This window comes from Micromonospora sp. NPDC005174, assembly GCF_040608495.1.
GTDB lineage: Bacteria > Actinomycetota > Actinomycetes > Mycobacteriales > Micromonosporaceae > Micromonospora.
Genome location: NZ_JBEXIJ010000005.1, coordinates 259,824 through 285,828, shown reverse-complemented (window position 1 = coordinate 285,828; position 26,005 = coordinate 259,824). Strand labels below are relative to the sequence as shown.

General features: G+C 72.3%; 19 protein-coding genes. 7 read left to right on the top strand and 12 right to left on the bottom strand.

All coding sequences use genetic code 11. The annotated features are described in order from the left end of the window. Positions 1–307 precede the first annotated feature (307 nt). The 3 genes from ABZU91_RS09195 (at position 308) to ABZU91_RS09185 (ending at position 5,883) form a co-directional block, all read left to right on the top strand. Positions 308–1,165 (top strand): FAD binding domain-containing protein, encoded by an 858-nt coding sequence (locus ABZU91_RS09195; protein WP_355236334.1) that lies wholly within the window; start codon positions 308–310, stop codon positions 1,163–1,165. Continuing rightward, positions 1,162–3,897, top strand: coding sequence for a molybdopterin cofactor-binding domain-containing protein (locus ABZU91_RS09190; RefSeq protein ID WP_355236331.1), 2,736 nt, complete (start codon positions 1,162–1,164; stop codon positions 3,895–3,897). The genes ABZU91_RS09195 and ABZU91_RS09190 overlap by 4 nt, the downstream gene beginning before the upstream one ends. 126 nt (positions 3,898–4,023) lie before the next feature. Then, the gene (locus tag ABZU91_RS09185; protein WP_355236328.1) at positions 4,024–5,883 is read left to right on the top strand and encodes a bifunctional UDP-sugar hydrolase/5'-nucleotidase; all 1,860 of its coding nucleotides are present in this window, start codon (positions 4,024–4,026) and stop codon (positions 5,881–5,883) included. 67 nt (positions 5,884–5,950) lie between these two features. Here the strand turns inward: ABZU91_RS09185 and ABZU91_RS09180 are convergent, their stop codons facing one another. The 7 genes from ABZU91_RS09180 to ABZU91_RS09150 are packed head-to-tail and all read right to left on the bottom strand — an operon-like array spanning position 5,951 to position 14,755. After that, positions 5,951–6,946, bottom strand: coding sequence for a DUF2156 domain-containing protein (locus ABZU91_RS09180; protein WP_355236326.1), 996 nt, complete (start codon positions 6,944–6,946; stop codon positions 5,951–5,953). 18 nt (positions 6,947–6,964) lie between these two features. Beyond that, positions 6,965–9,796: an FAD-dependent oxidoreductase gene (locus tag ABZU91_RS09175; protein ID WP_355236323.1), complete on the bottom strand. Its 2,832-nt coding sequence runs from the start codon at positions 9,794–9,796 to the stop codon at positions 6,965–6,967. After that, positions 9,796–10,308 (bottom strand): hypothetical protein, encoded by a 513-nt coding sequence (locus ABZU91_RS09170; protein WP_355236320.1) that lies wholly within the window; start codon positions 10,306–10,308, stop codon positions 9,796–9,798. Before ABZU91_RS09170 ends, ABZU91_RS09175 begins: the two co-directional genes overlap by 1 nt. A gap of 2 nt (positions 10,309–10,310) precedes the next feature. Further along, positions 10,311–10,799, bottom strand: a complete 489-nt coding sequence (locus ABZU91_RS09165; protein ID WP_355236317.1) for an SRPBCC family protein — start codon at positions 10,797–10,799, stop codon at positions 10,311–10,313. 1 nt (position 10,800) lies between these two features. Beyond that, positions 10,801–12,081 carry an aminotransferase class III-fold pyridoxal phosphate-dependent enzyme gene (locus ABZU91_RS09160; protein WP_355236314.1) on the bottom strand — a complete coding sequence of 427 codons (1,281 nt, stop codon included), beginning with the start codon at positions 12,079–12,081 and terminating at the stop codon, positions 10,801–10,803. An 8-nt stretch (positions 12,082–12,089) separates the two neighbouring features. Further along, positions 12,090–13,220, bottom strand: a complete 1,131-nt coding sequence (locus ABZU91_RS09155; protein ID WP_355236312.1) for an acyl-CoA dehydrogenase family protein — start codon at positions 13,218–13,220, stop codon at positions 12,090–12,092. Continuing rightward, a complete protein-coding gene (locus ABZU91_RS09150; RefSeq protein WP_355236309.1) occupies positions 13,217–14,755 on the bottom strand; it encodes an aldehyde dehydrogenase family protein in 1,539 nt (512 codons plus the stop codon). Before ABZU91_RS09150 ends, ABZU91_RS09155 begins: the two co-directional genes overlap by 4 nt. A 231-nt stretch (positions 14,756–14,986) precedes the next feature. Between ABZU91_RS09150 and ABZU91_RS09145 the strand changes: the two genes are divergently transcribed. Continuing rightward, positions 14,987–15,439 carry a hypothetical protein gene (locus ABZU91_RS09145; protein WP_355236306.1) on the top strand — a complete coding sequence of 151 codons (453 nt, stop codon included), beginning with the start codon at positions 14,987–14,989 and terminating at the stop codon, positions 15,437–15,439. A 176-nt stretch (positions 15,440–15,615) separates the two neighbouring features. Here the strand turns inward: ABZU91_RS09145 and ABZU91_RS09140 are convergent, their stop codons facing one another. From ABZU91_RS09140 to larE, 5 genes are all read right to left on the bottom strand, one after another. Next, positions 15,616–16,542 carry a lysophospholipid acyltransferase family protein gene (locus ABZU91_RS09140; RefSeq protein ID WP_355236303.1) on the bottom strand — a complete coding sequence of 309 codons (927 nt, stop codon included), beginning with the start codon at positions 16,540–16,542 and terminating at the stop codon, positions 15,616–15,618. 13 nt (positions 16,543–16,555) lie between these two features. Continuing rightward, positions 16,556–18,133, bottom strand: a complete 1,578-nt coding sequence (locus ABZU91_RS09135; RefSeq protein WP_355236300.1) for a lactate racemase domain-containing protein — start codon at positions 18,131–18,133, stop codon at positions 16,556–16,558. A 50-nt stretch (positions 18,134–18,183) separates the two neighbouring features. After that, positions 18,184–19,449: a zinc-binding dehydrogenase gene (locus ABZU91_RS09130; RefSeq protein ID WP_355236297.1), complete on the bottom strand. Its 1,266-nt coding sequence runs from the start codon at positions 19,447–19,449 to the stop codon at positions 18,184–18,186. Next, positions 19,446–21,770 carry an HAD-IB family hydrolase gene (locus ABZU91_RS09125; RefSeq protein WP_355236294.1) on the bottom strand — a complete coding sequence of 775 codons (2,325 nt, stop codon included), beginning with the start codon at positions 21,768–21,770 and terminating at the stop codon, positions 19,446–19,448. The genes ABZU91_RS09130 and ABZU91_RS09125 overlap by 4 nt, the downstream gene beginning before the upstream one ends. A gap of 67 nt (positions 21,771–21,837) precedes the next feature. Next, positions 21,838–22,683, bottom strand: a complete 846-nt coding sequence (gene larE / locus ABZU91_RS09120) for an ATP-dependent sacrificial sulfur transferase LarE (protein ID WP_355236291.1) — start codon at positions 22,681–22,683, stop codon at positions 21,838–21,840. Between the two features lie 28 nt (positions 22,684–22,711). Here larE and larB point away from each other — a divergent pair, with 28 nt between their 5' ends. The 3 genes from larB to ABZU91_RS09105 are packed head-to-tail and all read left to right on the top strand — an operon-like array spanning position 22,712 to position 25,987. Further along, positions 22,712–23,407, top strand: coding sequence for a nickel pincer cofactor biosynthesis protein LarB (gene larB / locus ABZU91_RS09115; RefSeq protein ID WP_355236288.1), 696 nt, complete (start codon positions 22,712–22,714; stop codon positions 23,405–23,407). Then, complete coding sequence (gene larC, locus ABZU91_RS09110) at positions 23,400–24,692, top strand: nickel pincer cofactor biosynthesis protein LarC (RefSeq protein WP_355236285.1); 1,293 nt, start codon at positions 23,400–23,402, stop codon at positions 24,690–24,692. Before larB ends, larC begins: the two co-directional genes overlap by 8 nt. Before the next feature lie 8 nt (positions 24,693–24,700). Further along, on the top strand, positions 24,701–25,987 hold the full coding sequence (locus tag ABZU91_RS09105) for a nucleotide disphospho-sugar-binding domain-containing protein (RefSeq protein ID WP_355236282.1): 1,287 nt from the start codon (positions 24,701–24,703) through the stop codon (positions 25,985–25,987). Positions 25,988–26,005: the final 18 nt, after the last annotated feature.

Sequence of the window (26,005 nt, the reverse complement as noted above, 5' to 3'; positions counted from 1 at the left end):
ACCCGCTACGCCAAACGAGCATCCCTTTACCGGGCCAGCCTTGTCCTCATCGCCGCCATCATCTGGCTTCCATGATCGACAGGACAGGCCCTAGAGGTCTACCGCCGACGACCGCATCCGCCCTCCACCACGGTGACCGAGGGTCACCGTCGGCCGCCGGCTGCGCCCACCGCCCGAGCGATGGTTGGCAACTACTCGTCCAGGTGCCCGCTGTGCGAACGCCCAACTCGCGGCGGCGACCACCCGGCAGCCTTCGTGCCCTGAGCCAATGGGCTGCGGCCTCCCGCACTGCTGAGATGGCTGGCAGGTGAGCCGACCGGCTTCGCGGGACGGGGTGTGCGCGGTGGATCTGGACTCGGTGCGGACGGTGGTGCCGGCGGCGGTGGCCGGTCGGTGGCAGGCGGGCGACGCCTGGCTCGCCGGTGGCACGTACCTGTTCTCCGAGCCGCAGCGGCACCTCCGCCGGCTCCGCGACCTGGCCGGCGAGGACTGGCCGCCGGTCACCGCGACACCGCGCGGCCTGGACATCGCCGCGACCTGCACGATCGCGGAGCTGGCGCGGTCCGCGGCGGCGCACCCGACGGCACTGCGGGACCTGATCCAGAAGTGCTGCGAGGCGTTCCTCGCCTCGTTCAAGATCTGGAACACGGCGACCGTCGGCGGAAACCTGTGCACGGCGCTACCGGCCGGCCCGATGATCTCGCTGGGGGCGGCCCTGGACGGCACCTGCCTGCTGCTGACCGCCGAGGGCGACCGGCGTGAGCTGGCGGTCGCGGACTTCGTGACGGGCGAGGGCACCACCGCCCTCGTACCCGGGGAGTTCCTGCGGTCGATGACCCTGCCCGCCGCCACCCTGCGCAGCCCGAGCGCGTTCCGGCGGGGGTCGCTGTTCGTCGGCGGCCGGTCCGCCGCGCTGCTGGTGGGCCGCACCGACCCGGCCGAAGGGTCGTTCGTGCTCACGGTGACCGCGTCGACGGTACGGCCGGTGCAGCTCCGGTTCGACGCCCTGCCCACGGCCGAGACCCTGCGGCAGGCCGTCACCGACGGCATACCCGCCGAGCGGTACGTCGACGACGTGCACGGTCTGCCGCGGTGGCGACGCCACCTCACCCTGCTGTTCGCCGAGCAGATCCGCGCCGAACTCGCCGGACGGAGCGCGCGGTGACCACCGGAGAGATCGAGGTCGACGGGACGGCGTGTCACCAGGCACCTCGGCCCGGCCAGTGCCTGCGCACCTACCTGCGCGAACACGGCCGTTTCGGGGTCAAGAAGGGCTGCGACGCGGGCGACTGCGGCGCCTGCACGGTGCACGTCGACGGCGAGCCCGTGCACAGCTGCGTCTACCCGGCGGTCCGGGCCCGGGGTCGTCGGGTCACCACCATCGGCGGTCTCGCCACGCCCGACGGCCTGCACCCCGTGCAGCAGCGCTTCCTGGACGCGCAGGGCTTCCAGTGTGGTTTCTGCACCGCCGGCTTCATCATGACGGCCGCCGCGCTCGACGAGCACCAACTCGACGCGCTCCCGCAGGCGTTGAAGGGCAACCTGTGCCGCTGCACCGGCTACCGGGCGATCGAGGACGCCGTTCGCGGCGACCGGCACGTCCACGAGCCGGCCTCGGGCGCGGCGGTCGGGGTCAACGTGCCGGCGCCGGCCGGTCGGGAGGTGGTCACCGGCACGGCCCGGTACACGTTCGACGTCGACGTGCCCGGTCTGCTGCACCTGAAGGTGCTGCGCTCTCCCCACCCACACGCGCGAATCCTGGCCGTCGACGCCACGGCGGCGCTCGCCCTACCGGGCGTCCACGCGGTGCTCACCCACGCGGACGCCCCCGATCGCCTCTACTCGACCGCGCAGCACGAGCATCCGAGCGACGACCCGGCCGACACCCGGCTCCTGGACGACGTGGTGCGCCACGTGGGCCAACGGGTCGCCGCCGTCGTCGCGGACACCGAGGCCGCCGCCGAGGAGGGCTGTCGACGCGTCGTCGTGCGCTACGAGGTGCTACCGGCGGTCGTCGACCCGGAGGAGGCGATGGCACCGGGCGCGCCGCTCCTGCACGTCGACAAGGGTGCCGAGGCCGGCATCGCCCGAGCGGCCGACAACGTGGTCGGCGAGATCCACGCCGAGGTCGGCGACGTGGACGCCGGGCTCGCGGCCGCCGACCTCGTCCATCGGCAGACCTTTCGCACCCAGCGTGTGCAGCACGCCAGCCTGGAGACGCACGGGGCGCTGGCCTGGGTCGACGACGACGGGCGGGTGACCGTGCGCTCCAGCACCCAGACGCCGTTCCTCACCCGCCGCGCGCTGTGTCGGCTGTTCGACCTGCCGCCGGACCGGGTACGGGTGCTCACCGGCCGGGTCGGTGGCGGGTTCGGCGGCAAGCAGGAGATGCTCGTCGAGGACCTCGTCGTCCTCGCGGCGCTGCGGACGGGTCGCCCGGTGAAACTCGAACACACCCGCGCGGAGCAGTTCACCGCCACCACCACCCGCCACCCCTTCACCGTCGAGGTGACGGCCGGTGCCCAGCGGGACGGCACCCTGACCGGCATCCGCCTGCGGGTCGTCTCCAACACCGGCGCGTACGGCAACCACGGGCCCGGTGTGCTGTTCCACGGCTGCCACGAATCCCTGTCCGTGTACCGGTGCCCGAACAAGAGGGTCGACGGGTACGCGGTCTACACCAACACGGTCCCCGCCGGCGCGTTCCGCGGCTACGGCCTGGGCCAGGTCAGCTTCGCCGTCGAGTCGGTCCTCGACGAGTTGGCCCGACGCCTCGACATCGACCCGGTCGCCCTGCGCGCCCGCAACGTCGTACGCCCCGGTGAACGGCTTGTCCCCCCGGCCGGCCACGACGACGACCTGACCGTCGGCAGCTACGGACTCGACCAGTGCCTGGACGTCGTCGCCGCCGCGGGAAGGGACGCGGGACCGCCCGCACCGCCCGGTTGGCTCACCGGGCACGGCATGGCCCTGTCGATGATCGCCACCGCGCCACCCGGCGGGCACCACGCGGACGCCCAGGTGACGCTGCTGCCCGACGGGCTTTTCGAGGTCGCCGTCGGCACCGCCGAGTTCGGCAACGGCAGCACCACAGTGCACCAGCAGCTCGCCGCCCAGACGCTGGCCACCACGCCCGACCGGATCGCGATCCGCCAGTCCGACACGGACCTGGTCGGGCACGACACCGGGGCGTTCGGCTCCACCGGCACGATCGTCGCGGGAACCGCCGTTCTGCGCGCCTGCCAGGAACTGCGCGACCGCCTGCTCGCGTTCGCGTCCGCGCACACCGGCGTACCGGTCGCGCAGTGCCGGCTCGACGCCGACGCGCTCGACTGCGCCGGCCACCGGCTACCCCTGCCGGACCTGTGGGAACTCGCCCACTCGGCCGGCGCGCGGACCGCAGCCGACGGGCACTGCGGGGGCACGCCACGCTCGGTGGCCTTCAACACGCACTGGTTCCGGGTCGCGGTCGACCCGGACACGGGCGCGATCCGCATCCTGCGCAGCGTCCACGCCGCCGACGCCGGCACCGTCGTCAACCCGATGCAGTGCCGGGGCCAGGTCGAGGGCGGGGTCGCCCAGGCCATCGGGGCCGCCCTCTACGAGGAGGTACGCGTCGACGCCGGCGGTACGGTGACCACTGCCGCCTTCCGCCAGTACCACCTGCCGACCCTCGCCGACATCCCCCGCACGGAAGTCCACTTCGCGCGGACCCTCGACGCCGTCGGGCCGCTGGGCGCGAAGTCGATGAGCGAGAGCCCGTTCAACCCGGTCGCCGCGGCGCTGGCGAACGCTCTGCGCGACGCGACCGGCGTCCGCTTCACCGATCTGCCGCTGACCGCCGACCGGGTCTGGCTCGCTCTGCACGAGCGACGCTCAGCGCCGGAAATTACTTGATCGTCGCGTGAACGGGTACGTTACTCGCCATTCACAAACATGACTGACCATGAGCGCGAAGATCAAGCAATCTCCTTCGGGGCGCCCGGACGGCGCTTCCACCGATGGTTTGATGAGGAGTATCAGTTGCGTTCCCTTCCCATACGCGCGGCACTGGCCACGGCCGCGGCGACACTCGTCGTGCTGGGCACCGCGCCGGCCCCGGCGCAGGCCGCGCCGACCGAGGTGCAGATCCTCGGTTTCAACGACTTCCACGGCCGCCTGGAGGCGCCCACGGCGGGAGTCGGCGGCGCCGCCCAGATGGCCGGCATGATCAAGCAGTTGCGGGCGGAGAACGACAACACGCTGGTCATGTCGGCTGGTGACAGCATCGGCGCGTCCCCGTTCATCTCGCTCGTGCAGAAGGACGAGCCCACGATCGACTTCCTGAAGATGATCGGTGTCGACGCGTCGAGCATCGGCAACCACGAACTCGACCGCGGGTTCGACGACCTCAACGACCGGGTCATCCCCCGCGCCGGCTTCCCGTACCTGGCCGCGAACGTGTACCGGGGCACCGAGGCCGCTCCCGGCCGCCTGGCGGAGTCGACCGTGCTGACGGTCGGCGGCGTCCGCATCGGCGTCGTCGGCGCGGTCACCCTGGAGACGCCGTCGCTGGTGTCACCGGCCGGCATTCCGGGCCTGACCTTCAAGGACCCGACCGCCGAGGCGAACCGCGTCGCGGCGAAGCTGAAGGCCGACGACGACGTGGACGCGGTCGTGCTCCTCGTGCACGAGGGCTCGGAGGCCAGCGGCACGGACGCCGCAGCCTGCGCAGCCGTGGCCGACCCGACCACTCCGTTCGGCAAGATCGTGACCGGTGCCAGCGCCGACATCAACGTGATCATCTCGGGTCACACCCACGTCCCGTACAACTGCGCGTACGACGTCCCGAACCTGGGGCACAAGCGGCTCGTCCTGCAGACCGGCCGGTACGGGGACGCGCTGGACCAGGTCAGGCTCACCATCGCCGACGGCAAGGTGACCGCCGCCGAGGGCGCGGTCCTTCCGATCAAGGGCTACCCGGCGGACCCGGCCGTCGCGCAGTTCGTCGCCGACACCAAGGCCGAGGCCGACGTGCAGGGCAAGGTGAAGATCGGCGAGATCACCGCCGACATCAAGCGCGCCGTCACCGCCGAGGGCGTCGAGGACCGTGGCAACGAGTCGACCCTCGGCAACTTCATCGCGGACGTCCAGTTGGAGGGCACCCGCGCCGCCAACCGGGGCGGCGCGCAGATCGCCTTCATGAACCCGGGCGGCCTGCGCGCCGACTTCGTCAAGCGTCCCGACGGCACGGTCACCTTCGCCGACGCCGCCACCGTCCAGCCCTTCGCCAACGACGTGATCACGAAGACGTACACCGGTGCGGAGATCAAGGAGACACTGGAGCAGCAGTGGCAACCGGCGGGCGCGTCGCGGCCCTTCCTCCACCTGGGTGTCTCGAAGGGCTTCAGCTACGTCTACGACCCGAACGGTCCCGCCGGCAATCGGGTCGTCGCCGACCGCATCTTCCTCAACGGCACGGTCATCGACCCGAAGGGCACCTACCGGGTGACGGTCAACTCGTTCCTGGCCTCGGGCGGTGACAACTTCAAGGCCCTCGCCGGCGGTGTCGACCCGCTCGCGACCGGCGACAACGACCTCACCGTGCTTGTCGACTACTTCCGGGCGAAGTCCCCGGTCACGGCCGACACGGTGGAGCGCGCGTACACCGTCGACCAGCCGGGCGCCCCGGTCGGCGGCGGTCCCAGCGGTGAGCCCAGCGGCAGCCCCACCGCCGGTCCCAGCGGCGGCACGGGCAACGGTGGCGGGGCCGGCGGTCCCGGCCTGCCGATCACCGGCGTCAAGGCCCTCACGATCGCCGGCGCCGGCATCCTCCTGTTGCTGGCCGGCGTCGTCGCGCTCGTCGCGGCCCGCCGGCGGCGCGTCCGCCTGACCGTCGAGTGACGCGAGGCTGAGACGAACGGTCGTCTCCGGAAGGCCCGCGCGGCTTCCGGAGACGACCGTCGGGGCGTCACACCGCCCGGGTCAGCCGCAGCAGCCGCCAGACGGTACGCAGGGACACGCTCGGATGGAAGCCCACGTACTCGGGCGTCACCCTCGGCTGCCACTTCTCCTTGAACTCGGCCTGACTGCGGGCCGGGTAGATCCAGTCACCGTGCTCGGCGATGAACCGGACCAACCGGTCGGCGCCCCGGTGGCTGCCACACGTCGGCTGGTGTGCGGCCGACAGCTCCCGGAACGGCGTGAGGCCCAGGTGCAGCCACCGCACCCCCTCGGCCTGGAAGCGCTGCAACGCGACCACGAACGCCAGGTCGACCGCGCCGGGAGGCGCGTCCGGCTCGCGGCGCGTGATGTCGTACAGCCATCCGCCCTCCCGGCCGAACGCCGGGGAGTACGACACGTACGCCACCGGCTCACCGTCGGACAGCGCGAGGAACAGCCGGCGCACGGGGTCGTCCTGGCGGGCACGTTCACCGACCAGAAACTCGATCTGCTTGACGTGCCGGCCCTTGTCGGCGAGCCAGCGGGCGTCCATCGCGTCCAGGCGGGCGGTGAGCGCCGCGTCGTACGGCACGTCCCGGCCGGCCTCCACGACGGTGATCCCGGCCCGCCGGGAACGGGCCAACTTGTTGCGGACCTTCTCGAACTTACGACCGCGCAGCGTGAAGCTGTCCAGGTCGATCGAGTACGCGGCACCGAGTTGACTGAGGTGGTAACCGAACTCGGCGTACAGGTCGAGGTCGTCCGGGGTGAGCTGGATCGCGCACAGCCGGCGACCCTCCTGCGCGGCCCAGCCGTGGAAGGCGCCGAGCAGCCGCTTGCGGTCGTCCGGGTCGGCATGCACGCTGCCCTGCTGCACGGCGTGCCGCCGGCCGGCCGGCCGGTACGCGATGAACCCGTCGAGGCCGGGCACGGTGAAGTGCCGCGTGTCCCTGTTCAGGGCCAGCGCGGCGCTGGAGTGCTGCCCGTGCCGGCGCAGGACGTCCAGGGCGGTCAACGGTTCCACAGCAGCGACCTCCACCGGTCAGGGAGCGGACGGAGCGTGGCGGGTCGCCGCGCGTCGGCGCGCCCACGCGAGCTGGACAAGGTCGACGGCCTCGCGGCCGACGGTCGAGGCGGGTTCGCCGCCGGTGATCCGGTGGGTGACGGCACCCACCAGCCGGGGCAGGGTGAGCAGGCGGTCCGCGTCGAGCCGGTCGCCCATCACGTCGTCGAGACGGCCCACGGCCCGTGGGTCGCGCTGAAGGCCGGCGAGGAACGCGTGCTCCATCGCGGTGACCCTGCCGCCCCGACCGATGTCCTGGCCGTACCAGTAGTTCGGCAGTTCGGCCCGGTCCCGGTCGCGGGCCCACCGGGCCAGCCCCGACGACAGCGCCGCCGGTCGCTCCCAGTGCGTCGTGAGCACCGCCGCGAGTCCACGCGCGTTGCGCAGCGCGTCGTTGATGCCGTGACCCAGGGTGGCGTCCTTGGCGTGCCCGGCGTCGCCCACCAGAGCCCAGCCCGGCCCGAACGGCTGCCGGAAGAAGCACGGGTAGCGCACCACCCGGTTGAGGTTCCCCACCGGCTCGGCGGAGGCGGCGAGGTGGGCCACTTCTGGGCTGACCGATCCCACGTGGCGCAGGAACCCGGCCACGTCACGACCCGCCAGCTCGCCCTGTAGGCGTTCCGGCGGTTGTGCGATGACCACGAAGTCCTCGGGGCCGGTCGGCAGGATCGAGACGATGTGCACCCCGATGCGGTGCCACAGCAGCGCCGGCGGAATCCGGACGCCGGTGAAGTACCGCCAGAGCAGGGCTCGTTCGCTGCGCGCGGTGAGGTACTGCCGGGCGCCCACCCAGCGGGCCACCGACGAGTTGCGGCCGTCCGCGCCGATCACCAGCCGTGCCGACACGTCCCGGACCGACCCGTCGGCGCGCTGGACTGTCACGCCGTTCACCGTGCCGTCGGAGCCGCGTCGCAGACCGACGACGGCGGTGCCGGTGGAGGTCTTGGCGCCGGCGGCGACCGCCCGGTCCAGCAGGACCTGGTCGAGGACGTCCCGCGGCGGACACAACCCGGGGTCGTCGGGGTGGCGGAAGTGCAGCCGCACGTCGTCCAACCGGACCCGGACGTCGTGCAGCGGCGGCACACCGAGCCCGACGACGGTGTCGTACACGCCCTCGACGCGCAGGTCCTCGGTGCCGTGCAGGATGTGCGTGGACAGGGTCGGCGCGGGCAGGTCACCGCGGTCGAACACCGCCACCGACAAGCCGGCTGCCGCGAGCCGGGCCGCCAGCGCCGAGCCCGCCACCCGCGCCCCGACGATCACGACGTCGACCTGCTGCTCCTCTGCACGGTTCCCGGCCACGACCGAGCCGCCCGTGACCGCCGCCGGCGGCCCCGCGACCGGGGCGGGCAGCTCGACGTCCAGGGCCGGCGGCACCTCGGCCGTACCTACCGGCGACGCTGTCGCAGCGGCCGACGGCCGGGTGGGCCCGGCGGCCTGCGTCGGCCCGGCCGACGTCGTGGGAGTTGGCCGGGCGGGGGCGATCTTGTCGGCCGCGTCCAGTCCGCGGAGGTAGCCGGCCAGCAGCAGGTTGCCGACCCGACCCGTCGGCATGAGGCCCGCGCTGCTGCGCAGCCAGGGCAGCTCGGGCAGCGGCGCGGTCGGGTCGACCGCCTCCGGCTTCGAGCCGTCAGCCAGCCGGGGGGCGAGCAGCTCAGCCGTGAGCGCGGAGAGAGCCAGGCCGTGTCCGCACCACGCGCCGGCGAACCACACGCCCGGCTGGCCCGGCACCGGACCGACGATGGGCAGCCGGTCGAACGTGGATGCCGTGACGCCGGACCAGAAGTCGCTCACCGGCACGTCCGCCAGCGCCGGGAAGGTCGCGGCGAGTTCGCGTACCAGCCGGTCCCGTACCGCGGCGATGCCACGCTCGTCCACGCGCGGCTCCAGCAGGGCGGGACCACCGCCGAACAGCAGCCGGCCGCGTGCGGTCATCCGCAGGTAGTTGAAGAACGAGCGGCTGTCGATGGCGGCGCCGCGTCCGTCCCAGCCGGTCTGCGCGAGCAGGTGGGCGGGCACGGGTTCGGTGCGCAGGACATGGGTACGGATCACCGCGACGTTGCGGGTGAACAGTCCCAGCCCGGTGGTGAAACCGTCGGTGGTCAGGGCGACCCGTCGGGCGCGTACCCGATGTCCGCCGGCTGTCACCGTGACCGGGTCTCCGCCGGTGATCGCGGTGACCGGCGTGTTCTCGGCGATGCGCACCCCGGCCGTGCGCAGCGCCGCCCGGAGTGCCTGGACCAGCAGCCACGGGTTGATCAGCGCCACGTCGGGATAGCACAACGCGCCGTGGTAGCGGACGCTGCCCAGCCGTTCGATGGTGGCGTCGCGGTCCAGGTAGGAGGCGTCGAAGCCGAGGTCGACCAGGGTCTGCGCCTGGCGACGAAGCGACCCGGCGTGTGCGGGCGCCGACGCCGCCACGAGTTGGAAACCCTCGGTCAGCTCGCAGCCGTCCGGCAGTGCCCGGGCCAGCCGCCGCAGCGCGGCGATCCCGTCGACCGTGGCGGCGAACATGTTCCGGGCCTGGTCCCGCCCGTACCGTTTGACCAGCTTGGTGATCGGGCCGCCGACCCCGGGGCCGACGATGCCCGTGCTGTGCCCGCTCGCGCCCGCGCCGACCTCGGTGGCCTCCAGCACCAGGATGTCGCTCGCGGGCAGGTGGTTCGTCAGGTGGTAGGCCAGCGCGAGCCCGGCCAGGCCGCCACCGACGATCACGACGGACGCCTCGTCGTCGTCGGCGAGGGCGGGCTGACGTGCGACCCGTGGGTCGTCACGCTGCCAACCGCTCGGCGCGGAGCCCGGCCGGCTCATCAGATGACCGAGGTCGGTCTCGACGTGGCCGGCGCGCCAGCCGGTACGTCGGCGACACGCGACGGCGACGGACGCCCGGTCACCTCGCGCAGCAGCGCGTCGAAGGCGGGCAGGCGCTTGGGCTCGAACGGCACACCGAAGGGCTTGAGCTGGTTGCCGAAGAGCGAACGGTCACCGAAGAGGTGGATCGGTACGGCCAGCAGCGCCCACTCGGGCCCGATCAGCCAGGCCCACAGCGCCACCACCAGGCCGGCGCTGAGCAGGCTGTGCATGCTGTTGTAGAGAACGTAGTACGCCTTCGGAATCCGCCCGTCGGGGCTGCGGTGGTACGCGATCGCGCCGGGGATGTAACCGATCAGGTCGATGTAGAGGAACAGGCCGATCGCCGGCAGCCACCGGATCTCGCCCCAGTGCGCGATGAAGAGGCCACTCGCCAGCGCGAGCCCCGCGAAGTACTCCGCGCGGTGCAGTCGGGCGGTCGTCGGCGTGTCGAACGTGTTCTGCTGGTCCATCGTCAGTCCCTCCCGATGACGCCCGCCGCCGCGGTCGCCAGGACGCCGTCCGGGATGACGACCGCCGGGAACAATCCACGGAGAACGTGGTGGATCGTCTCGGTGAGCACCCGCTCGGCGACCGGGTCGATGATGCTGGCGAGGCTGGGCACGCCGAAGTCGAAATTCGCCACGAACGTCATCGCCACCCCGTCCGGGTCCTGGCGCAGCGTCCAGGCGCCGGAGAACTCGTCGAAGTCACCGTCGATCTGGTCGAACTCGATCGAGAGACGGTCGCGGTCCAGTTCGTCGGCCTCGGTCCAGGCGAGGATGCCGTTGCGGAACAGGACCTCCCACGAGCTGACGATCCGTCGCTCGCCTGCCGGCGTCTGCACCGTCACGGCCTGGACCACGTCGACCAGCTGCGGATAACGTTCGAAGTCGACCAGTTGGTCGAACACCGTGGAGCCGTCCCCACCAGGTAGGAACGCCTGAATTTCGACCCGTCGCATGTCAGTGGACCCCCAGCCGGTCTGCTGTCGGATAGCGGTGGCCGAGCGTGCGCAGCGCGCCGTCGAACGCGTCGACCAGGAGGGCGACCTCGTCGCCGGAGAGCACCGCGGGTGGAGTGAGGCGCAGCACCGCGCTGGCGTTCAGCGAGTGGTTCACGATCACCCGGGCGTTGAGGAGTTCGAGGATCGCCTCGCCCGCCAACCCCGGACCGGCGAACTCCACGCCGATCAGCAGCCCGACGCCGCGTACCTCGCGCACGAGGTGCGGGTACCCGGCGGTCACCGCCCGCAGGCGGGCCAACAACTCGGCGCCGAGCGTCGCCGAGCGGTCGACCAGCCCCTCCTCGGTGATGGCCGCGATCGCCGCGCGGGTGGCGGCCATCGCGATCGGCGCGCCGGAGAAGGTCGACGTGTGCAGGAACGGGTCCTTGTCGAAGGCCTGGAAAGCCTCGGCAGTGGCGACCACGGCGGAGACCGGCACGATGCCTCCGGACAGGCTCTTGCCGGCCAGCAGCACGTCCGGTGTCACGCCCTCGCGGAGGGCGCCCCACCAGTGACCGAGACGGCCGACGCCGGTCAGGATCTCGTCGAGCACCAGGAACGCGCCGTGCTCCCGGCACAGTCGGGACACCTCGCGCAGGTAGCCGGGCGGTGGGATCACCACCCCGCCCTCACCCTGCACCGGCTCCATGATCACGCAGGCGGGCGGTCCGTCGGCCAGCACGACGCCCAGCGCCTCGGCGTCCCCGTACGGAACGTGGGTGACGTCCGGCAACAGCGGGCGGAAGGGTCGCTGGTAGAGATCCTGCCCGGTGACGGACAGGGCGCCCATGGTCTTGCCGTGGTAGCCGCCCACCGTCGAGACGAGCCTGCGCCGGCCCTGGACGCGCGCCATCTTGATGGCCGCCTCCACCGCCTCCGCGCCGGAGCCCGCGAAGTGCACCCGGGTGAGGCCGGGAGGCGCCACCGCGACGAGCGCCGCCGCGGCGTCGGCCACCGACGGCTCCAGCATCATCCGGGTCGCTATCGGATGGCTCTGGATCTGCGCGATGACGGCGGCGACCACGGCCGGATGCCGGGCGCCGTGAAGGAACACGCCGTACCCACCCACGTTGAGGAAACGGTCGCCGTCCGACGTGTACACCCACGCGCCCTCGGAACCGACCTCGACGTGTCCGCCGAACATGTCGCCGAGCTTGGCGCGGCCCCGGGACAGGAACCGTCGGTAGTTGTTCCGGACCTGGTCCCGGACCTGGTGATCGGTCTCTACGCTGCTGGTCACCACTCCCCCTAGCTCACCACGAGCGGCTGGCCGCCGAACCAGGCCGTCAGTTCCGCGGCGGCGCTCACGCGCGACGGCGGGTGGAAGGCGACCGCGTGCGACGCGGCCGAAAGGTAGGCCACCTCGGGCGACGAGATGAACGCCATCCCACCGAGCAGATCCACCGCGCCCCGTACGGCGGAGGCGATCGCGTTGGCTGCGGCGAACCGCACCACGAGCGCCCGGCCGAGGGCGTCGTTGCCGCCGTCACCGTCGTCGAGGCTCCGTGCCGCGCCGTCCAACATGATCGCCGCGCCCTGCACGGCGGTCGCGACGTCCGCCCGTTCGGTGATTGGCCCTCGGCCGCTCGTGATCGCGCGCTCCACCAGCGCCGACGCCACTCCCAGGTAGCACGCGGTCACCAGGAGCTGGAACCAGACGAACCCGACGGTCTGCAAGTCGTCGAGCTGGCCGTCGAGCGCGACCTCCGGGTAGACGAACAGGTCTGGGTGCACCTCGACGTCGTCGAGCAGCACGGCGTCGGACTCGGCGCCGGTGAGCACCGACGACGCCCAGAACGGCTCGATCGTGATGCCCGGCGACTCCGCCGGGATGAGCGCCACACCCAGGCGGGTACCGCCGTCCTCGGTGGGCACGGCGACGCTCGCGGTCAGCAGGTCCATCGAGGCGGAGAGGCTGCACGGCCGCTTCGCGCCGGTGACCCGCCAGTTCTTGCCGTCCCGCCGGGCCGTCATGGTGGGCGTCAGGATGCCGCGACCGGCGTGCCCCTCGGCGAAGCCGGACGCGACCAGCCGGCGGTCGGTGGCGACCGCCTCCAGCAGCATCCACTCGAATCCCACGTTCGCCCTGGCCAGAGCCACCAGGCCGGCGACCGAGAACTGGTGCATCGTGGTGGCGACCGCCAGTGACGGCGCCTGGGCGGCCAGGGCGCGGGTGACCCGCACGGCCTGGAGCGCGGAGGCACCGAGCCCGTGGTACGTCTTGGGCACCACCAGACCCGCGCCCCCGGCCTCCCGGAAGAGGGCGACACCCGGGCCGCCCCGACGTTCCAGCTCCATCAGCGGAAACTCGCCCAACCTCTTGAGCAGGCCTGGAAGCAACGCCTCGCAGGTATCCCGCTCGGTATCGAGGAAACTCATGCGGCCAGACCCTCCTGCTCGGCACGTAGCGGGGAGGCGAGCGCCGCCCGCCGGGGTTGGACGTCGCGGCCGATGCTGATCCCTTGTAGGTGCGACGTACGCAGCATCGGATAGTTGCTCTCGCCCAGCGGGCCGCCGGTCAGGCCGGCGCCGCCGTGGGTGGACAGGTACGGGACGAAGCCGATGTGCGAATCATTGATCTTGAGCAGGCCGCCGTTGTGCACCCGCGCGACGAACTGCTCGATGGTGGAGTCGTCGCCGGTCCAGACGGAGTTACGCAGGGCGTACTCGTTGGCGTTGAGGAAGTCGATGACATCGTCGAGCAGGCCGTCGCCGTGGTCCGGGTCGGGCACCACCACCGGCAGCAGCGGGAAGAAGGTCTCCCGGGCCACCGCCCACACCGCCCGGGCCTCGGCCAGGCCGTTGACCCGCAGGACTGTCGGCTCGACGAACACCCCGGTGGACGAGATCGAGCCGTCCAGCTCCATCCGGTTGCCGCCGGCGAGCACCTCGGCGCCGTTCTCGGTGGCCTGCTCGACGTACCGATTGAACTGGTCGCTCTTGAGCACCGGCGACAGCAGGACGTCCGGGTCCTCGGGGTGACCGGGCCGGATCTTGCGGGCGTGGCTGATCAGGCGAGCCAGCAGGCGGTCCGCGATGGCCGGGTGGGCCACCACGTAGTTGGGCACCATGCAGATCTGCCCGGACCCGAAGAAACTCTCGGTGAGCGCCTCGGCGGCACGGTCGAGATCCGCGTCGTGCCACACCACGCAGCCGTCGTTGCCGGCCAGCTCCAGAATCGGCTTCTTGCCTCGGCGTACCGCGTCCTCACCGAGCGGGATGCCGAGCTCACTGCTGCCGAAGTAGAAGATGTCGTCGACGAGCGGGCTGGCCAGGAACTGGTCGAGGATCCGCTTGGGCGGGCCGCAGACGACGTTCAGGGTGCCGGGTGGGGCACCGACCTCGTCGAGGATCGGCGCCACGATCTCGCGCAACACGTACATCACGCCGTAGGGGCTCCCGCGCGGCGCCTTGACGACGAGCGCGTTGCCGGCCGCGAGCGCGGGCACGCCGAGCAGCGAGTTGACCGCCGCCGCGTTCTGCGGTGGGCTCAGCGCGACGACGCCGTCCGGCTTGCGGACCACCAGCAGGCGCCGGTTCGCGTCCTCGTACTCCCGGTGCATCTGCTCGGCGCACAGCCCGATCGTCTCGGGGCTGGTGCCGTGCAGGCAGCCGGCCAGCTCCCACTCGGCGAGCGCGCGGGGGTGGCCCTCGTGGACGAGGACTTCCACCACCTCGTCGTGCCGCCGGCGCAGCTCCTGGTGCAGCCGGTGCACCACCTGGAGCCGTACCTGAAGCGGCATCGCGCCCCAGACGGGCGCCGCCGCCGCGGCGGCCTGGATGGCCCGCTCGACCACGGCGTCGTCGGCCACCGCACAGCGGGCCAGGACGCTCGGGTGGTCGTCGCCGTCGTGGCGCCGGCCGCGGTCCAGGTCACGCTTGAGAGAAAGCTGGGGCAGCATGTCGTCGAGCACCGCCGAGGCGCGCAGGCAATGTACCCACTTGTCCGCTGCAACGTCCTGACCTGCGATGAAGGACCCGTACGATCGCAACGTCTCAGCCCCCTCCCGTGAGCGAGTCTGTGCTACTAATTCATTGGCCGAGGAACGGTCGAACCATAGATGCCCACGTTGAAGGGTGTCAACGAACCTTTGAGCAGAGGCAAGATGCCGACAGACGAGGCAGAAGCGCAGAGGAAGAGCCCCATGCGGTGGATTCGGATCGGCTCATCTGTACTGGCGGCGCAGATGCTCGCCCTCGGCGTGCCGGCGGCCGTGGCGCCACGGTGGTTCTTCGACTGGTTCCCGTTCGGCGCGGGGTGGGTGGCCGCCGGTGGCCCGTACAACGGGCACCTGCTGTCCGATCTGGGCTACGCGTACCTGGCGTTGGCGGTGGTCCTCGGGTGGGCTGCCGCGCGGCCGGTGCGGGAGTTGTGCCTCGCCGCAGCGGCCGCTTCGGTCGTCGCGAACACGCCACACCTGCTGTACCACGTGGCCCACGCGGAGGCGTTGCCGATCGTGGACAGCGTCGCGGAGAACGCTCTGCTGGCAGTCACCGTCGTGGTGGGACTGGCGATCTTCTTCGCCGCCTACCGGCTCCCGGCCGGTAACGCCGCCGCCGGTCAGGCACGCGCCGATCTGCCACGCGAGCGGCCGTAGCCCGGCTCGGCCGAACGGCGCTGGTCATCCGCTGTGGCTGTGCGCCGTGCCGATGTGCTGGTGAGCGGTATACCTCAGAGTCATATTCATGACTCTGAGGTATACCGCTGACGACGGCATCCGTCCCCAGCCAGGTGACCGAAGGGTCACCGCCGGCCGCCCGCTGCGCCTGACGGTCAGGACCGGCTGGCCGGCCAGATCCGGCGGGCGGGCCGGCCGTCGGCCGCGGGCAGCGGGCGGGTCGACTCCCACAACCGCCGCCACTCGGCGGCCTGCGGCCCGGTGGTGGAGGCGACCGCGGCGGCTGGCGGGGTACGCAGCGACTGGTACCAGCCGACCTCCTCCTCCACCCACAGACGACCGATGGCGGCGGACATGCGCTCGTGGAAAGCCCGCGCCCCCTCGCCCTCGCGGGGCCACAGCGGCCGGCCGTAGCGCACCACCACCGTGCGCCGGCCGGGCACCGGCCAGTTCCGGCCCCGCGGCATGGCACCGAACGTCCCCCGCAGCGCGACCGGCACCGCCGGCACGTTGTGCGTGCAGCACAGGTGCGCGGCGCCCAGCCGCATCCCGCTCATCCAACCGTCGGTGGACCGACTGCTCTCCGGGAAGAGCAGCAGGCTCCAGCCGTCGCCGAGCAGCTTGGTGGCGAGACTGCGCAGCCGACGATCGCCCTGACGCTCGATCGGGAACGCGTTGAAGACCAGCGACGTCACGACGGCGCGCCAGCGCGCGTCGAAGAAGTAGTCGGCCGCCGCGCCGACGGCCAGCCGCCGCGCGAACCGGCGCGGCACCGAGCCGAGGATCAGCGGCGTGTCCAGGTGACTCGCGTGGTTGGAGACGAAGACGGCGGGGCCCTGCAACCCGTCCAGGTATTCCGTGCCGCGGACGACCGGGTGGGTCTGGGTCCAGGCAATCGACTTGAGCACGCCCCGCTGCAGGCCGAAGCGGACCGCCCCGGCCGCCCGGGTGCGGGCCCAGGCGGTGGGGAACTCGGCACGCTCGCGGCGAACCTCGTACGGCTCGGCGGAGCGCGGGGTGGTGGCCCGGCCACGCCAGTCGCGACGCCCGCGCAGCAGCCTCACCTCGTCGATCAGGCGCACATCGCCTCCCGGGTCATCGGACGTCCGCCAACGTCACCGGCGGGGCGTGCAGGTAGGTGATGCTCGGGCTCGACCCGACGGTGTCGCGTGCCATCTCCAGCGCGTCGGCGAGCGAGGAGGCCGCCCGGAAGCCCATCACCGCCGCCGTCTTCCGGTCGGCGCCTACGAAGATCACGTCGCCCAGGTGCTCCATCGCGTGCGCTCCCCAGTACCACATGTAGAACGGGTGCACGCCGTGGTACGCGTAGCTGGTCCGGTACAGGTGCCGGTACCAGGGGTCCTGCGCGTACTGCTGCTCGTACTTCGCCTCGATCGCCGCCGGGTCGGTGGTCTGCGGCAGGACCTCCTCGAAGAAGTCGATGTAGCTGGGGTGGTGCACCGGGTGGAACTCCTTCGGCATCGGGTGGTAGAAGATGCCGACTCCACCGCGCCGCACGATGGGCTGGTTGCGGTAGAGGTTGAAGAAGTAGCCCAGGCCCAGCGACATCACCAGGATCGGATTCATGATCGAGTTGACGTTGTACGGGCAGATGAAGGGCAGGCCCCAGACACCGATGTCACTCTGACCCTGCACCTCGGTGAGCTGCTGACGGTGCACGTTGGCGAGGGTGAGCGGGTGGACCGAGTCCGGACGGCCCGCGTTGACCCCGGTCACCCCGTACGGCGCGTCGTTGTTCTGCCAGACGCGCCGGCGCAGCTTGGGCGGCGTCAGGTCGTTGGCCCGCTTGGCGGCCAGGTAGGAGAGCTGGTCACCGATCCCCCACTCCCACTCCCGGCGGTTGAGGAAGCCGACGTGGTTGGGGAACGAGTCGAGGTTGAGCGTGGTCTCGACCGTGAAGACCTTGACCGCCTCGCCCAGCACCTCGGCCATCCGGTCGTACGAGTGGTGCATGGCCGAGTTCGGCGGGTCGTTGAAGGACCGCGAGTGGCGCAGCGTGTGGACGTTGTGGTGGTGGCGCAGACTCTTGTAGGAGCCGAGCCCCACGGTGACCGACTTGCTGCCACCGCTCATCGCCGTGAGGTTGATGTTGGCGTACACGATGAGATCGCTCTCGGCCGCCCGCCGATTGATCTCCACGTCCTCGCCGTGCGGGGTGGTGCCGAGGTGGACCAGACCGTCCGGGTCCTCGGCGTCATGGTTGCGCAGGTGCTTGGGGAAGAACGCCCGGAAGACCCGCTCACCGACGATCCGCTTCAGCTCGGCCGGCGTCATCCGCCGGTGCAGCGAGTTCGCGGCGATCAGCTCGACGTCGTCCACGCCCGCCTCGGCGGCGAGTTCCAGCACGTTCTCGATCACCCGCTGCCGGATGTCCGGCGGGCGCATCTGCGGCAACGGGAGCGACAGGTCGTCGAAGACGATCGTCAGTCGCATCCCGGGGCGGAGCAGGTCGGGCAGCGGCGGGGAATCCACCGGATGCAGCAGCGCACGCTGGATGGCGGCGTCGACGTTGGCGATGGGCGGAAGCGAGTCCGGCGGGTACACCACCCGCGTGCCGAGCGGGAACCGCTCGAGGAGGAAGCCCTCCCCCTGGTGTACGAGCAGCGGCGGCGTACGCTCGTCGACCTCGAGCACGAAGCCAGGTCTGCTCATGAATTGTCCTCTCGTCGTTCCGGCTCGTGCGTGTGTGTCCGGCTGGTGGATCAGTTGCGGCTGGGGTCGAAGGCGACCTTGACGGCGCCCAACTGCCCAGCCTTGGCGGCATGACCGAGCGCCTCCCGCCAGCGCGACAGGGGGTAGACCGCGTCGACGTAGCCGTCCAGGGGCGCCTCGGCGGCCAACGCCATCGCCTCGGCGAACGTGCCGCCTGCGGGCTCGCCGGCCCCCTGCTCGTCGGCCGCGGCCTCGGCGGTGGTGGTCTCGGTGGCCGGGCGACCGCTGGAGGCGTACGACCCCACGAGGTTCAGCTCCCGGAACCACACGGGCGTCAGGTCCACGCCGCCGGAGGGCATCCCGGAGAGCAGCACCGTGCCACCCGCCCGGACCAGCCGCAGCGCCATGTCCAGACCGGCCCCGGCACCGGTGCACTCGAACGCGACATCCGCCCCGCCGAGGAGGAAGTCACCGCCGATCATCGGCTGCTCCAGCGTGCCGCCACAGGCGCGGCGCACCGCACGAGCCGCGCGCGACGGCTGGAACACCTCGGTGGCACCGAGCTCGCGCGCCCGAGCGTGCTGGTGCGCGTGCTTGGCGACCACGTAGATCGGGCCCGCCTTGGTCAGGGCGCGCAGCGCCAGCAGGGTCAGTAGGCCGACCGTGCCGGCGCCGACGATCAGCACCGCCGCCCCCTCCGGCACCTGCGCCCGGCGCACCGAGTGCACCGCGCAGGACAACGGCTCGACGAGCACCGCACGGCGGTCGTCCAACGTGTCCGGTACGGCGTGCAGCTGGGCGGCGTGGGCGACCATCTGCCGACCCCAGCCACCGCCGGTGTCGGTGCAGTAGCCGGTCTGCAGGCCGGCGGAGACGCGGCCGGCGGTGACCCGGTCGCACCGGCTGTGCTGCCCGGCGACGCACCAGCGACAGGGCTCCCCTCCGCGCACCGCGCAGGACAGCACCGGGTCGACCACCACGCGACTGCCCTTGGGCAGGCCGGGCAGGTCGTCCAGGGTCTCCGCGACCACCTCGTGCCCGGGCACGAACGGCATCGACACGACCGCGCCGAAGTACGGCGAGGAGCGGCCCGTCAGCAGGCTGACGTCCGAGCCGCAGATGCCCGACAGCAGCGGTCGCAGGCGGACCCAATCACCACCGGAGGGCAGGCTGGGCTCGGCCCGGTGCACCAGGCGAAGCGGCGCCACGTTGCTGGCCAGCACGCCGGACATCCGACCGCCGAGCTTGGTCGAGCTGGCGCCACGGGCGGCGAGGAAGCGAGGAGTCGACTGGCGGTACTCCAGGGCCGGCATCATCGGGCCGCTCCCCGCGCGCCGGGGCCGGCAGCCGAGGTGGTCAGCTCGACCATGGTCTCGACGGCCCCCACCGTGTGACCGCCCCACTCCTCGATGCGCCAGTTCTGGCGCTTGGCATGGCGGTACAGCTTGGGATCGGGGTTGACTGCCACCGGGTTGCCCACCCCCTCAAGAAGTGATCGGTCGGAGAAGCTGTCGCCGTACGCGTAGGAGCTGCTCAGGTCCGCGCCGATGTCGTCGGCGTGGTGGCGGAGCCAGGCCAGCCGGGCCTCGCCCACCAGGGGCGGCGAGGCCAGGAAGCCGGTCAGCACGCCGTCGCGTACGTGCAGGCGGCTCGCGACCACGTCGTCGAAGAGCGGCCGCAGCGATTCGATGAGGATGTCCGCGGTACCGGTGATCAGGATGGTGCGGTGACCGGCCGCCCGGTGCGCGCGGATCTGTCGGATCGCCTCCGGCAACGCCCGGCGCAGCAACGCGTCACCCATCCGCTCCTGGATCAGGTCGCGCAGGGCCTCCTCGGAGGCACCGGCGTACCGCCGCATGAAGGTCCGGATGAACTCGCCGCGACTGCGCTGCTCGGCGCGCAGGTAGCGCGGCGCGGCGCCGGCGAGCGCGGCGAACTCCCGGGCCCAGCCGCCCTTCGGCCGGTCGGACAGGCGGGCCCACAGGAAGGTCTCGATGAGGTTGGACGCCACCACCGTGCCCTCCAGGTCGAAGACCGCCACGGTGTCGCGGCCCTCGGGCAGCGGCCCGCGCCGGGTGGAGCGGGAACGCCGCGTCACCGACTGCCGCAGCAGGGCGGTGATGGCCGGGCAGTGCACCTCCTGGAGGTAGTGCGGCCAGTCCACCTCGGCGACGTCGAAGCTGCCCCGGCTGACCACCTCGTCGGGCAACTGGCGGTGCAGCGCCAGCACGTTGCCATCGGTGTAGATGGCCTCGACCTCGGTGTAGACGCCGTACAGGTCGGACAGCCGGCGCAGCGACTCGATCCGCTTGGTCTCCTTGTGCACCTTCGTCATCCAGTCACGGGTGCGCGGTGACGCCGGAAGCCGCAGCAACGCCCGTTCGGCGAACGAGACGGCGCGCTCGCCGGCACGCAATTTGCGCTCGATCTGGCTCGCGCCGGGAAAGCGCCACGTCGGCACGGCGATGTGGCCGCGACCGGCCTCGGGTAGCGGGTGACGACGGAAGTAGTTGCGGATGTTCTCGTCGAGCTGGCGCTGGGTGAGCGGGTTCCGTGCGCCGGTGCCGACGTGGTAGTAGACCGGCGCGGCGGGTTCCGGCTCGACGGCCGCGACCGCCAGCAGGGCGTTGGTGACGAGGTCGATGGGGACGATGTCCACCACCGCGTCGGGCAGGCCCGGGAAGTCCGGAAGTGTGCCGCGCCCGTACGACAGGATGATCGGATCCACCATCTTGAAGGAGTCGAACCACCCGGGGAACGGATGACGCAGAGCGCTCTGCACGATCGCCGGGCGCACCACGGAGAGGCGCAATCCCTCGTCGCGGGCGTACTGCTCGGCGACCCGCTCCCCCAGGGCCTTGGTGAACGTGTAGACGTCCGGCCAGCCGACGCTGTGCGCCCGCAGTCGGCCGTAGTCGACCAGCCGCTCGGTCACCTTGCGACGCCGCGCCTCCTCGGCGGCCCGCGCCGTCGCCTGCGGGCCCGCCTTGCCGTGCTCGGCGCGGGCCTCGGCCAACAGCGCGCGCAGCGCCTCGGGGCGGCGGGAAGCGCGCTCCACCTCGGCGCGGGCGGCCAGCGCGGCGGTCAGCTCGGCCTGCCAGTCGACGTCGTGGTCCAGCGGAGCCTCGGGCACCACGCCCTTGCGGGCGCCGGCCACGTACGCCGTGGAGACGTGGACCACGTGCGGACGTCGCGGCAGCGCGACCACCGCGTCGTAGAGGTTGACCAGGCCGCCGACGTTGACCTGGAACGCGTCGTCGATCGGCGGGTCGAAGGACACGGTGGACGCACAGTGCAGGACGGCGGTCAGGTCGTCGGGCAGCGCCGGAACCGAGTCGGTGAGGTCACCCTCGAGAACGCTGACCCGCTCGGCCAGCAACTGCGCGAGCGCCGGTCCGCCGATCCGGCGACGCAGCGTGCGGAACACCGGCTTGCGCGCCAACCCGGCGACGCGGTCGGCGCCCGACGTCGCGCCGCGCCCGCGCACCAGGACCGTCACCCGGGTGTTGGGATGGTCGGCGAGCAGCCGCTCCAGCGATGCCTGCCCCAGGAACCCGGTGACACCGGTGAGCAGGACGTGAGCACCGTCGAGAGACCAGTTCGGCGTGGCGGGTCGGTCACCCGGGTTGTAATTCACCAGATGAGGATAGCGTCATTCGGGCCGCGCGTCAGCCCACCGATTCGGGGAAAAACCGCGCCCTCCGTCAGCGCCAACGATCCGGGTCGGCGAGCAGCTCGTTCATCGATCCGGAGCGGAACGCCTCCACGGTGAGCGGCACGTCGGGAAACCCGGCCGCGCGGATCGCCGCCGCGAGCCGCTGGTCGGAGCGGGCCCGCTCCACGACGGGCGCGTCGACCTCCAGACGGACGCCGTCGCCCAGGTCACGGACCCGCAGGTCGACCACCCCGTGCGGGTCCAGCACGCGGTGCGCGGCCAGCTCGGCCAGCTCCACCCGGGCCAGTCGGGCCGGCGAGATGGGCACGCCGTACGCGATGCGGCTGGCCAGGCAGGCGGCTGCCGGCTTGGCGGCCGTGTCGAGCTCCCAGAGCCCGGCTATCGCGCGTACCGCCGGTTTGTCCAACCCGAGGTCCGCCAGCGGCGTGCGGGCCGCACGCTCGGCGGCCGCGGCGATCCCGGGGCGGAAGCCGGCCGCCACGTCCGAGGCGTTGGTGCCGGTCACCACGGTCGCGAAGCCGAGCCGGTCGGCCAGCTCGCGCACCGTGTCGACGAGTGTGCTCTTGCAGAAGTAGCAGCGGCGGGGGCCGTTCTCGCGGTAACCCTCGACCTCCAACTCGCGCGTGCCGAGCACGTGGTGCGCCACGCCGAGCCGGGCGCAGAAGTCGCGGGCGGCGGTCACCTCCGCGGCGGGCACCGCGGCCGAAACCGCCGTCACCGCAGCGACATCGGCCGGCGCCAGGGCCCGCACCGCCGCCGCCAGGGCGACGCTCGAGTCCACGCCACCGGAGAAAGCGACGAGCGTCTTGCCGTATCGTGTGAATTCCGCGACGAGCTGATCCGCGGCCCCCCAGGCCCAATCATCAGGTCTCACAGCTCGACAGTACTGGAAGGAGCGTGAGGTGTCCGCACCGGAATTCATCGACCTAGGATTCGCACGGATGGACGTGGACCGTCTGTCGCGCACCGGCGACCCCGAGGTGGTGTACGGCGCGGGCAAAACCCCTGAACAGGTGACCGGAGCGATGCACGCGTTACGCCTCGCCCACCCGGACACGCCGATCCTCGCCACCCGGCTCGCCGACGCCGCGATGGCCCGGTGTGTCGACGAGTTCGGCGCCGACGCGGTGGACCCGGTGAGCCGTACCGCGGTCGTGGGCCCGGCCCGGACAGCCGTGGGAACGGTCGCCATCGCCTGCGGCGGCACGAGCGACCTGCCGGTCGCCCGCGAGTGCGCGGCCACCGTCGCCGTCTTCGGCGCCCGAGCGGACCTCGTGGTGGACGTGGGTGTGGCCGGCCTGCACCGACTGCTGGCCGAGCGGGACCGCATCGCCCGCGCCGACGTGGTGGTGGCCATCGCCGGGATGGAGGCCGCGCTGCCGTCGGTCCTGGGTGGACTCGTCGGCAGTCCGCTCATCGCGGTGCCCACCAGCGTCGGTTACGGCTGGCACCTCGACGGCCTCACGGCGTGGCTCGCCATGCTGAACTCGTGCGCGCCGGGCGTGCTGACCGTCAACGTGGACAACGGCTTCGGCGCTGGCGTCGCCGCCGCCAGGATCGCCCGCCGCACGCCGAGCTGCGCAGACACGAATGGCTGAGCCGCGGACGATGGCCGAGGAGAGCACGACGACCGCACCGGCGACCGCCCTGTGGGTCGACCCCAGCAACGGCGCGGCCGGCGACATGCTGCTCGCGGCGCTGCTGGACGCGGGCGCGAGCCTGTCCGTCGTGGAGCAGGGCGTGGCGCGACTCGCGGTCGAGCCGGTGGCACTGAAGCTGGAGAGCGTACGCCGGCACGGCCTGCGCGCCGCCCACCTGATCGTCACCGCGCCGGACAGCGGCACCCACCGCGACCTGGCCGCGGTGACCGCCATCATCACCCGCGCCGCACTCCCGCCTGCGGTGCACGCGTTCGCCGTCGCCGCCTTCACCACGTTGGCCCGAGCCGAGGCGCGGGTGCACGGCGTACCCCTGGCGGACATCCACTTCCACGAGGTCGGCGCCCTCGACGCGGTGGTCGACCTGGTCGGTTGCGCCCTCGCGCTCGCCGACCTGGGGCTGCTCGACGCGCCAACCCGGGTCGTCGGTCCGGTCGCCGTGGGCTCCGGCGTGGTCCGCACCGACCACGGCCCGATGCCGGTGCCCGTGCCGGCCGTCCTGGAGATCCTCACCGCGGCGGGCGCCCCCATCGCCGCCCACCCGGCCACGATGGAGCTGTGCACGCCGTCGGGCGCCGCCCTGCTCGCCACCCTCGCCACCGGTTGGGGGCCGCCGCCGGCGCTGGTGCCCCACGCGGTCGGCGTCGGCGCCGGCACCAGGGACCCCGCCGGCCACCCGAACATCCTGCGCGTGCTGGTGGGCACGTCCGCCAGTCGGGATTCCGACGGCACGCCCTGGCAGGGCGAGCCGCTGCACCGGATCGACACGACAATCGACGACGTGGACCCGCGGGTCTGGCCGGACCTGCTGGAGCAGTTGCGGGCCGTGGGCGCGGCGGACGCCTGGTGCACTCCGGTGCTGATGCGCAAGGGGCGGCCGGGGCAACTGCTCAGCGTCCTGGTCGCACCGGCGCAGCTCGACCTGGTCTGCCGGCTGGTGTTCACCCGCACGGGCACACTCGGCGTGCGGGTGTCCACCGTGCAGCGTCGCCGGCTGCGCCGCGACCAGATCGCCCTGCCGTACGGCGACACGGCCGTACGGGTCAAACGCGGTTACCTCGGTGACCACCTGGTCAGTGTCCAGCCGGAGTACGACGACGCCCTGGCGGTCGCGCAGCGGGCGGACGTACCGGTCGCCCGGGTGCTGGACGAGGTACGCGCGGTGGCCCGCACCGCCGGCCCGTCTTCGGAGGCCGGTGCGCTCCCGGAATCGACGACCGCATGATCTGCCTCATGCCGCACTGCGGCTTCCTGTCCGCCACCTCCCGCATGCTGGAGATCTACCGGGCGCTCCGCCAGCGCGGGGTGACCGCCCGCATCGCGACGCACGGCGGCACCTACGAGCACGTGCTCCGCGACGTCGGCGTCCCGTACGACATCGTCGGTGAGCGCATGACGCCACAGCGGTGCGAGCGGTTCATCCGCGACGAGATCGGCATGGGGTACGTCGGTCAGAGCATGTACACCGACCGGGAGATGCGCGACTACGTCACCGCGGAGACCGAGTACTTCCGTCGACACGACATCCGGACCGTGGTCACCGGCTTCACCCTGACCACCCTGCTGTCCACCCGGCTGGCCGGCGCGTCGCTGGTCACCGAGCACGCCGGCAGTTGGGTGCCGCCGCTGTTCGAGCGCGGGATGCTGCCGGCCCCCAGCCAGGCTCACTTCGGCCTGCTGCCGGCGTCGGCGCTGCGGTGGTTGTCGAACTCGCTGCCACCCCGGGTCGGTTTCTACTGCGGCGGGTTCAACCGGCTGGCCGCCGACCTGGGCGTTCCGCGCGTGCCCAGCCTCGCCGCGCTCGTCCTCGGCGACCTGGCGCTCATACCGGAGGTGCCGGAGGTGCTGGGCGTGTCCGCGACGGACGTGGCCGACTGGCGGCCGAACGGCCGTTCCGGTTACCGCGCCAGCACGCGGCTGCGCTGCGTCGGGCCGCTCTACGCTCGACTGGACCTGCCGCTGCCGGAGCGGGTCGCCCGTTTCCTCGCCGAGCCCGGCCCGGTCGTCTACGTGGCGGTCAACTCGGCCGAGGTCGGCTTCGTGCGGCGCGTGGTGACGACCATCGCCGCGCTGCCGGTGCGCGTGCTGGTCGCGGGCACCCACCACGACCTGCACGACATGGCCGGCGACCGGGTCATGGTCGGCGGCGTGCTGCCGAGCCACCTGATCATGCCGGAGGTGGACCTGGCGGTCACCGCCGGCGGTCAGGGCAGCGTGCAGACAGCGATGGCCGGTGGCACACCGGTACTCGGATTCCCGCTCCAACCCGAGCAGGACCTGAACCTCGCGCTGCTGGAACGGATCGGCGCGGCGCGGCTGCTGGCCCCGAGGCACGTCGGCGCGAGGCTGGCCCCGCTCGTCGCGGAGATGCTGGCCGACCGGTCCTACCGCGAGGCGGCTCAGCAGGTCCAGCGCTGGTACGAGGCCACCGACGGGCCGGCGAACGCGGCCGACGCCATCCTGGCACTGCACGACGCCGACGAGGCCGACACGATCGGCCCCGCCGGCGTCCTGGGTTGATCCCGCTGGGTCGACCCG

What these genes read in the sequence shown, in the direction of transcription:
- ABZU91_RS09175 (WP_355236323.1), bottom strand. Translation starts at nt 9,796, where the DNA reads ATGAGCCGGCCGGGCTCCGCGCCGAGCGGTTGGCAGCGTGACGACCCA.
- ABZU91_RS09170 (WP_355236320.1), bottom strand. Translation starts at nt 10,308, where the DNA reads ATGGACCAGCAGAACACGTTCGACACGCCGACGACCGCCCGACTGCAC.
- ABZU91_RS09165 (WP_355236317.1), bottom strand. Translation starts at nt 10,799, where the DNA reads ATGCGACGGGTCGAAATTCAGGCGTTCCTACCTGGTGGGGACGGCTCC.
- ABZU91_RS09155 (WP_355236312.1), bottom strand. Translation starts at nt 13,220, where the DNA reads ATGAGTTTCCTCGATACCGAGCGGGATACCTGCGAGGCGTTGCTTCCA.
- ABZU91_RS09145 (WP_355236306.1), top strand. Translation starts at nt 14,987, where the DNA reads ATGCGGTGGATTCGGATCGGCTCATCTGTACTGGCGGCGCAGATGCTC.
- ABZU91_RS09135 (WP_355236300.1), bottom strand. Translation starts at nt 18,133, where the DNA reads ATGAGCAGACCTGGCTTCGTGCTCGAGGTCGACGAGCGTACGCCGCCG.
- ABZU91_RS09130 (WP_355236297.1), bottom strand. Translation starts at nt 19,449, where the DNA reads ATGATGCCGGCCCTGGAGTACCGCCAGTCGACTCCTCGCTTCCTCGCC.
- larC (WP_355236285.1), top strand. Translation starts at nt 23,400, where the DNA reads ATGGCTGAGCCGCGGACGATGGCCGAGGAGAGCACGACGACCGCACCG.
- ABZU91_RS09105 (WP_355236282.1), top strand. Translation starts at nt 24,701, where the DNA reads ATGCCGCACTGCGGCTTCCTGTCCGCCACCTCCCGCATGCTGGAGATC.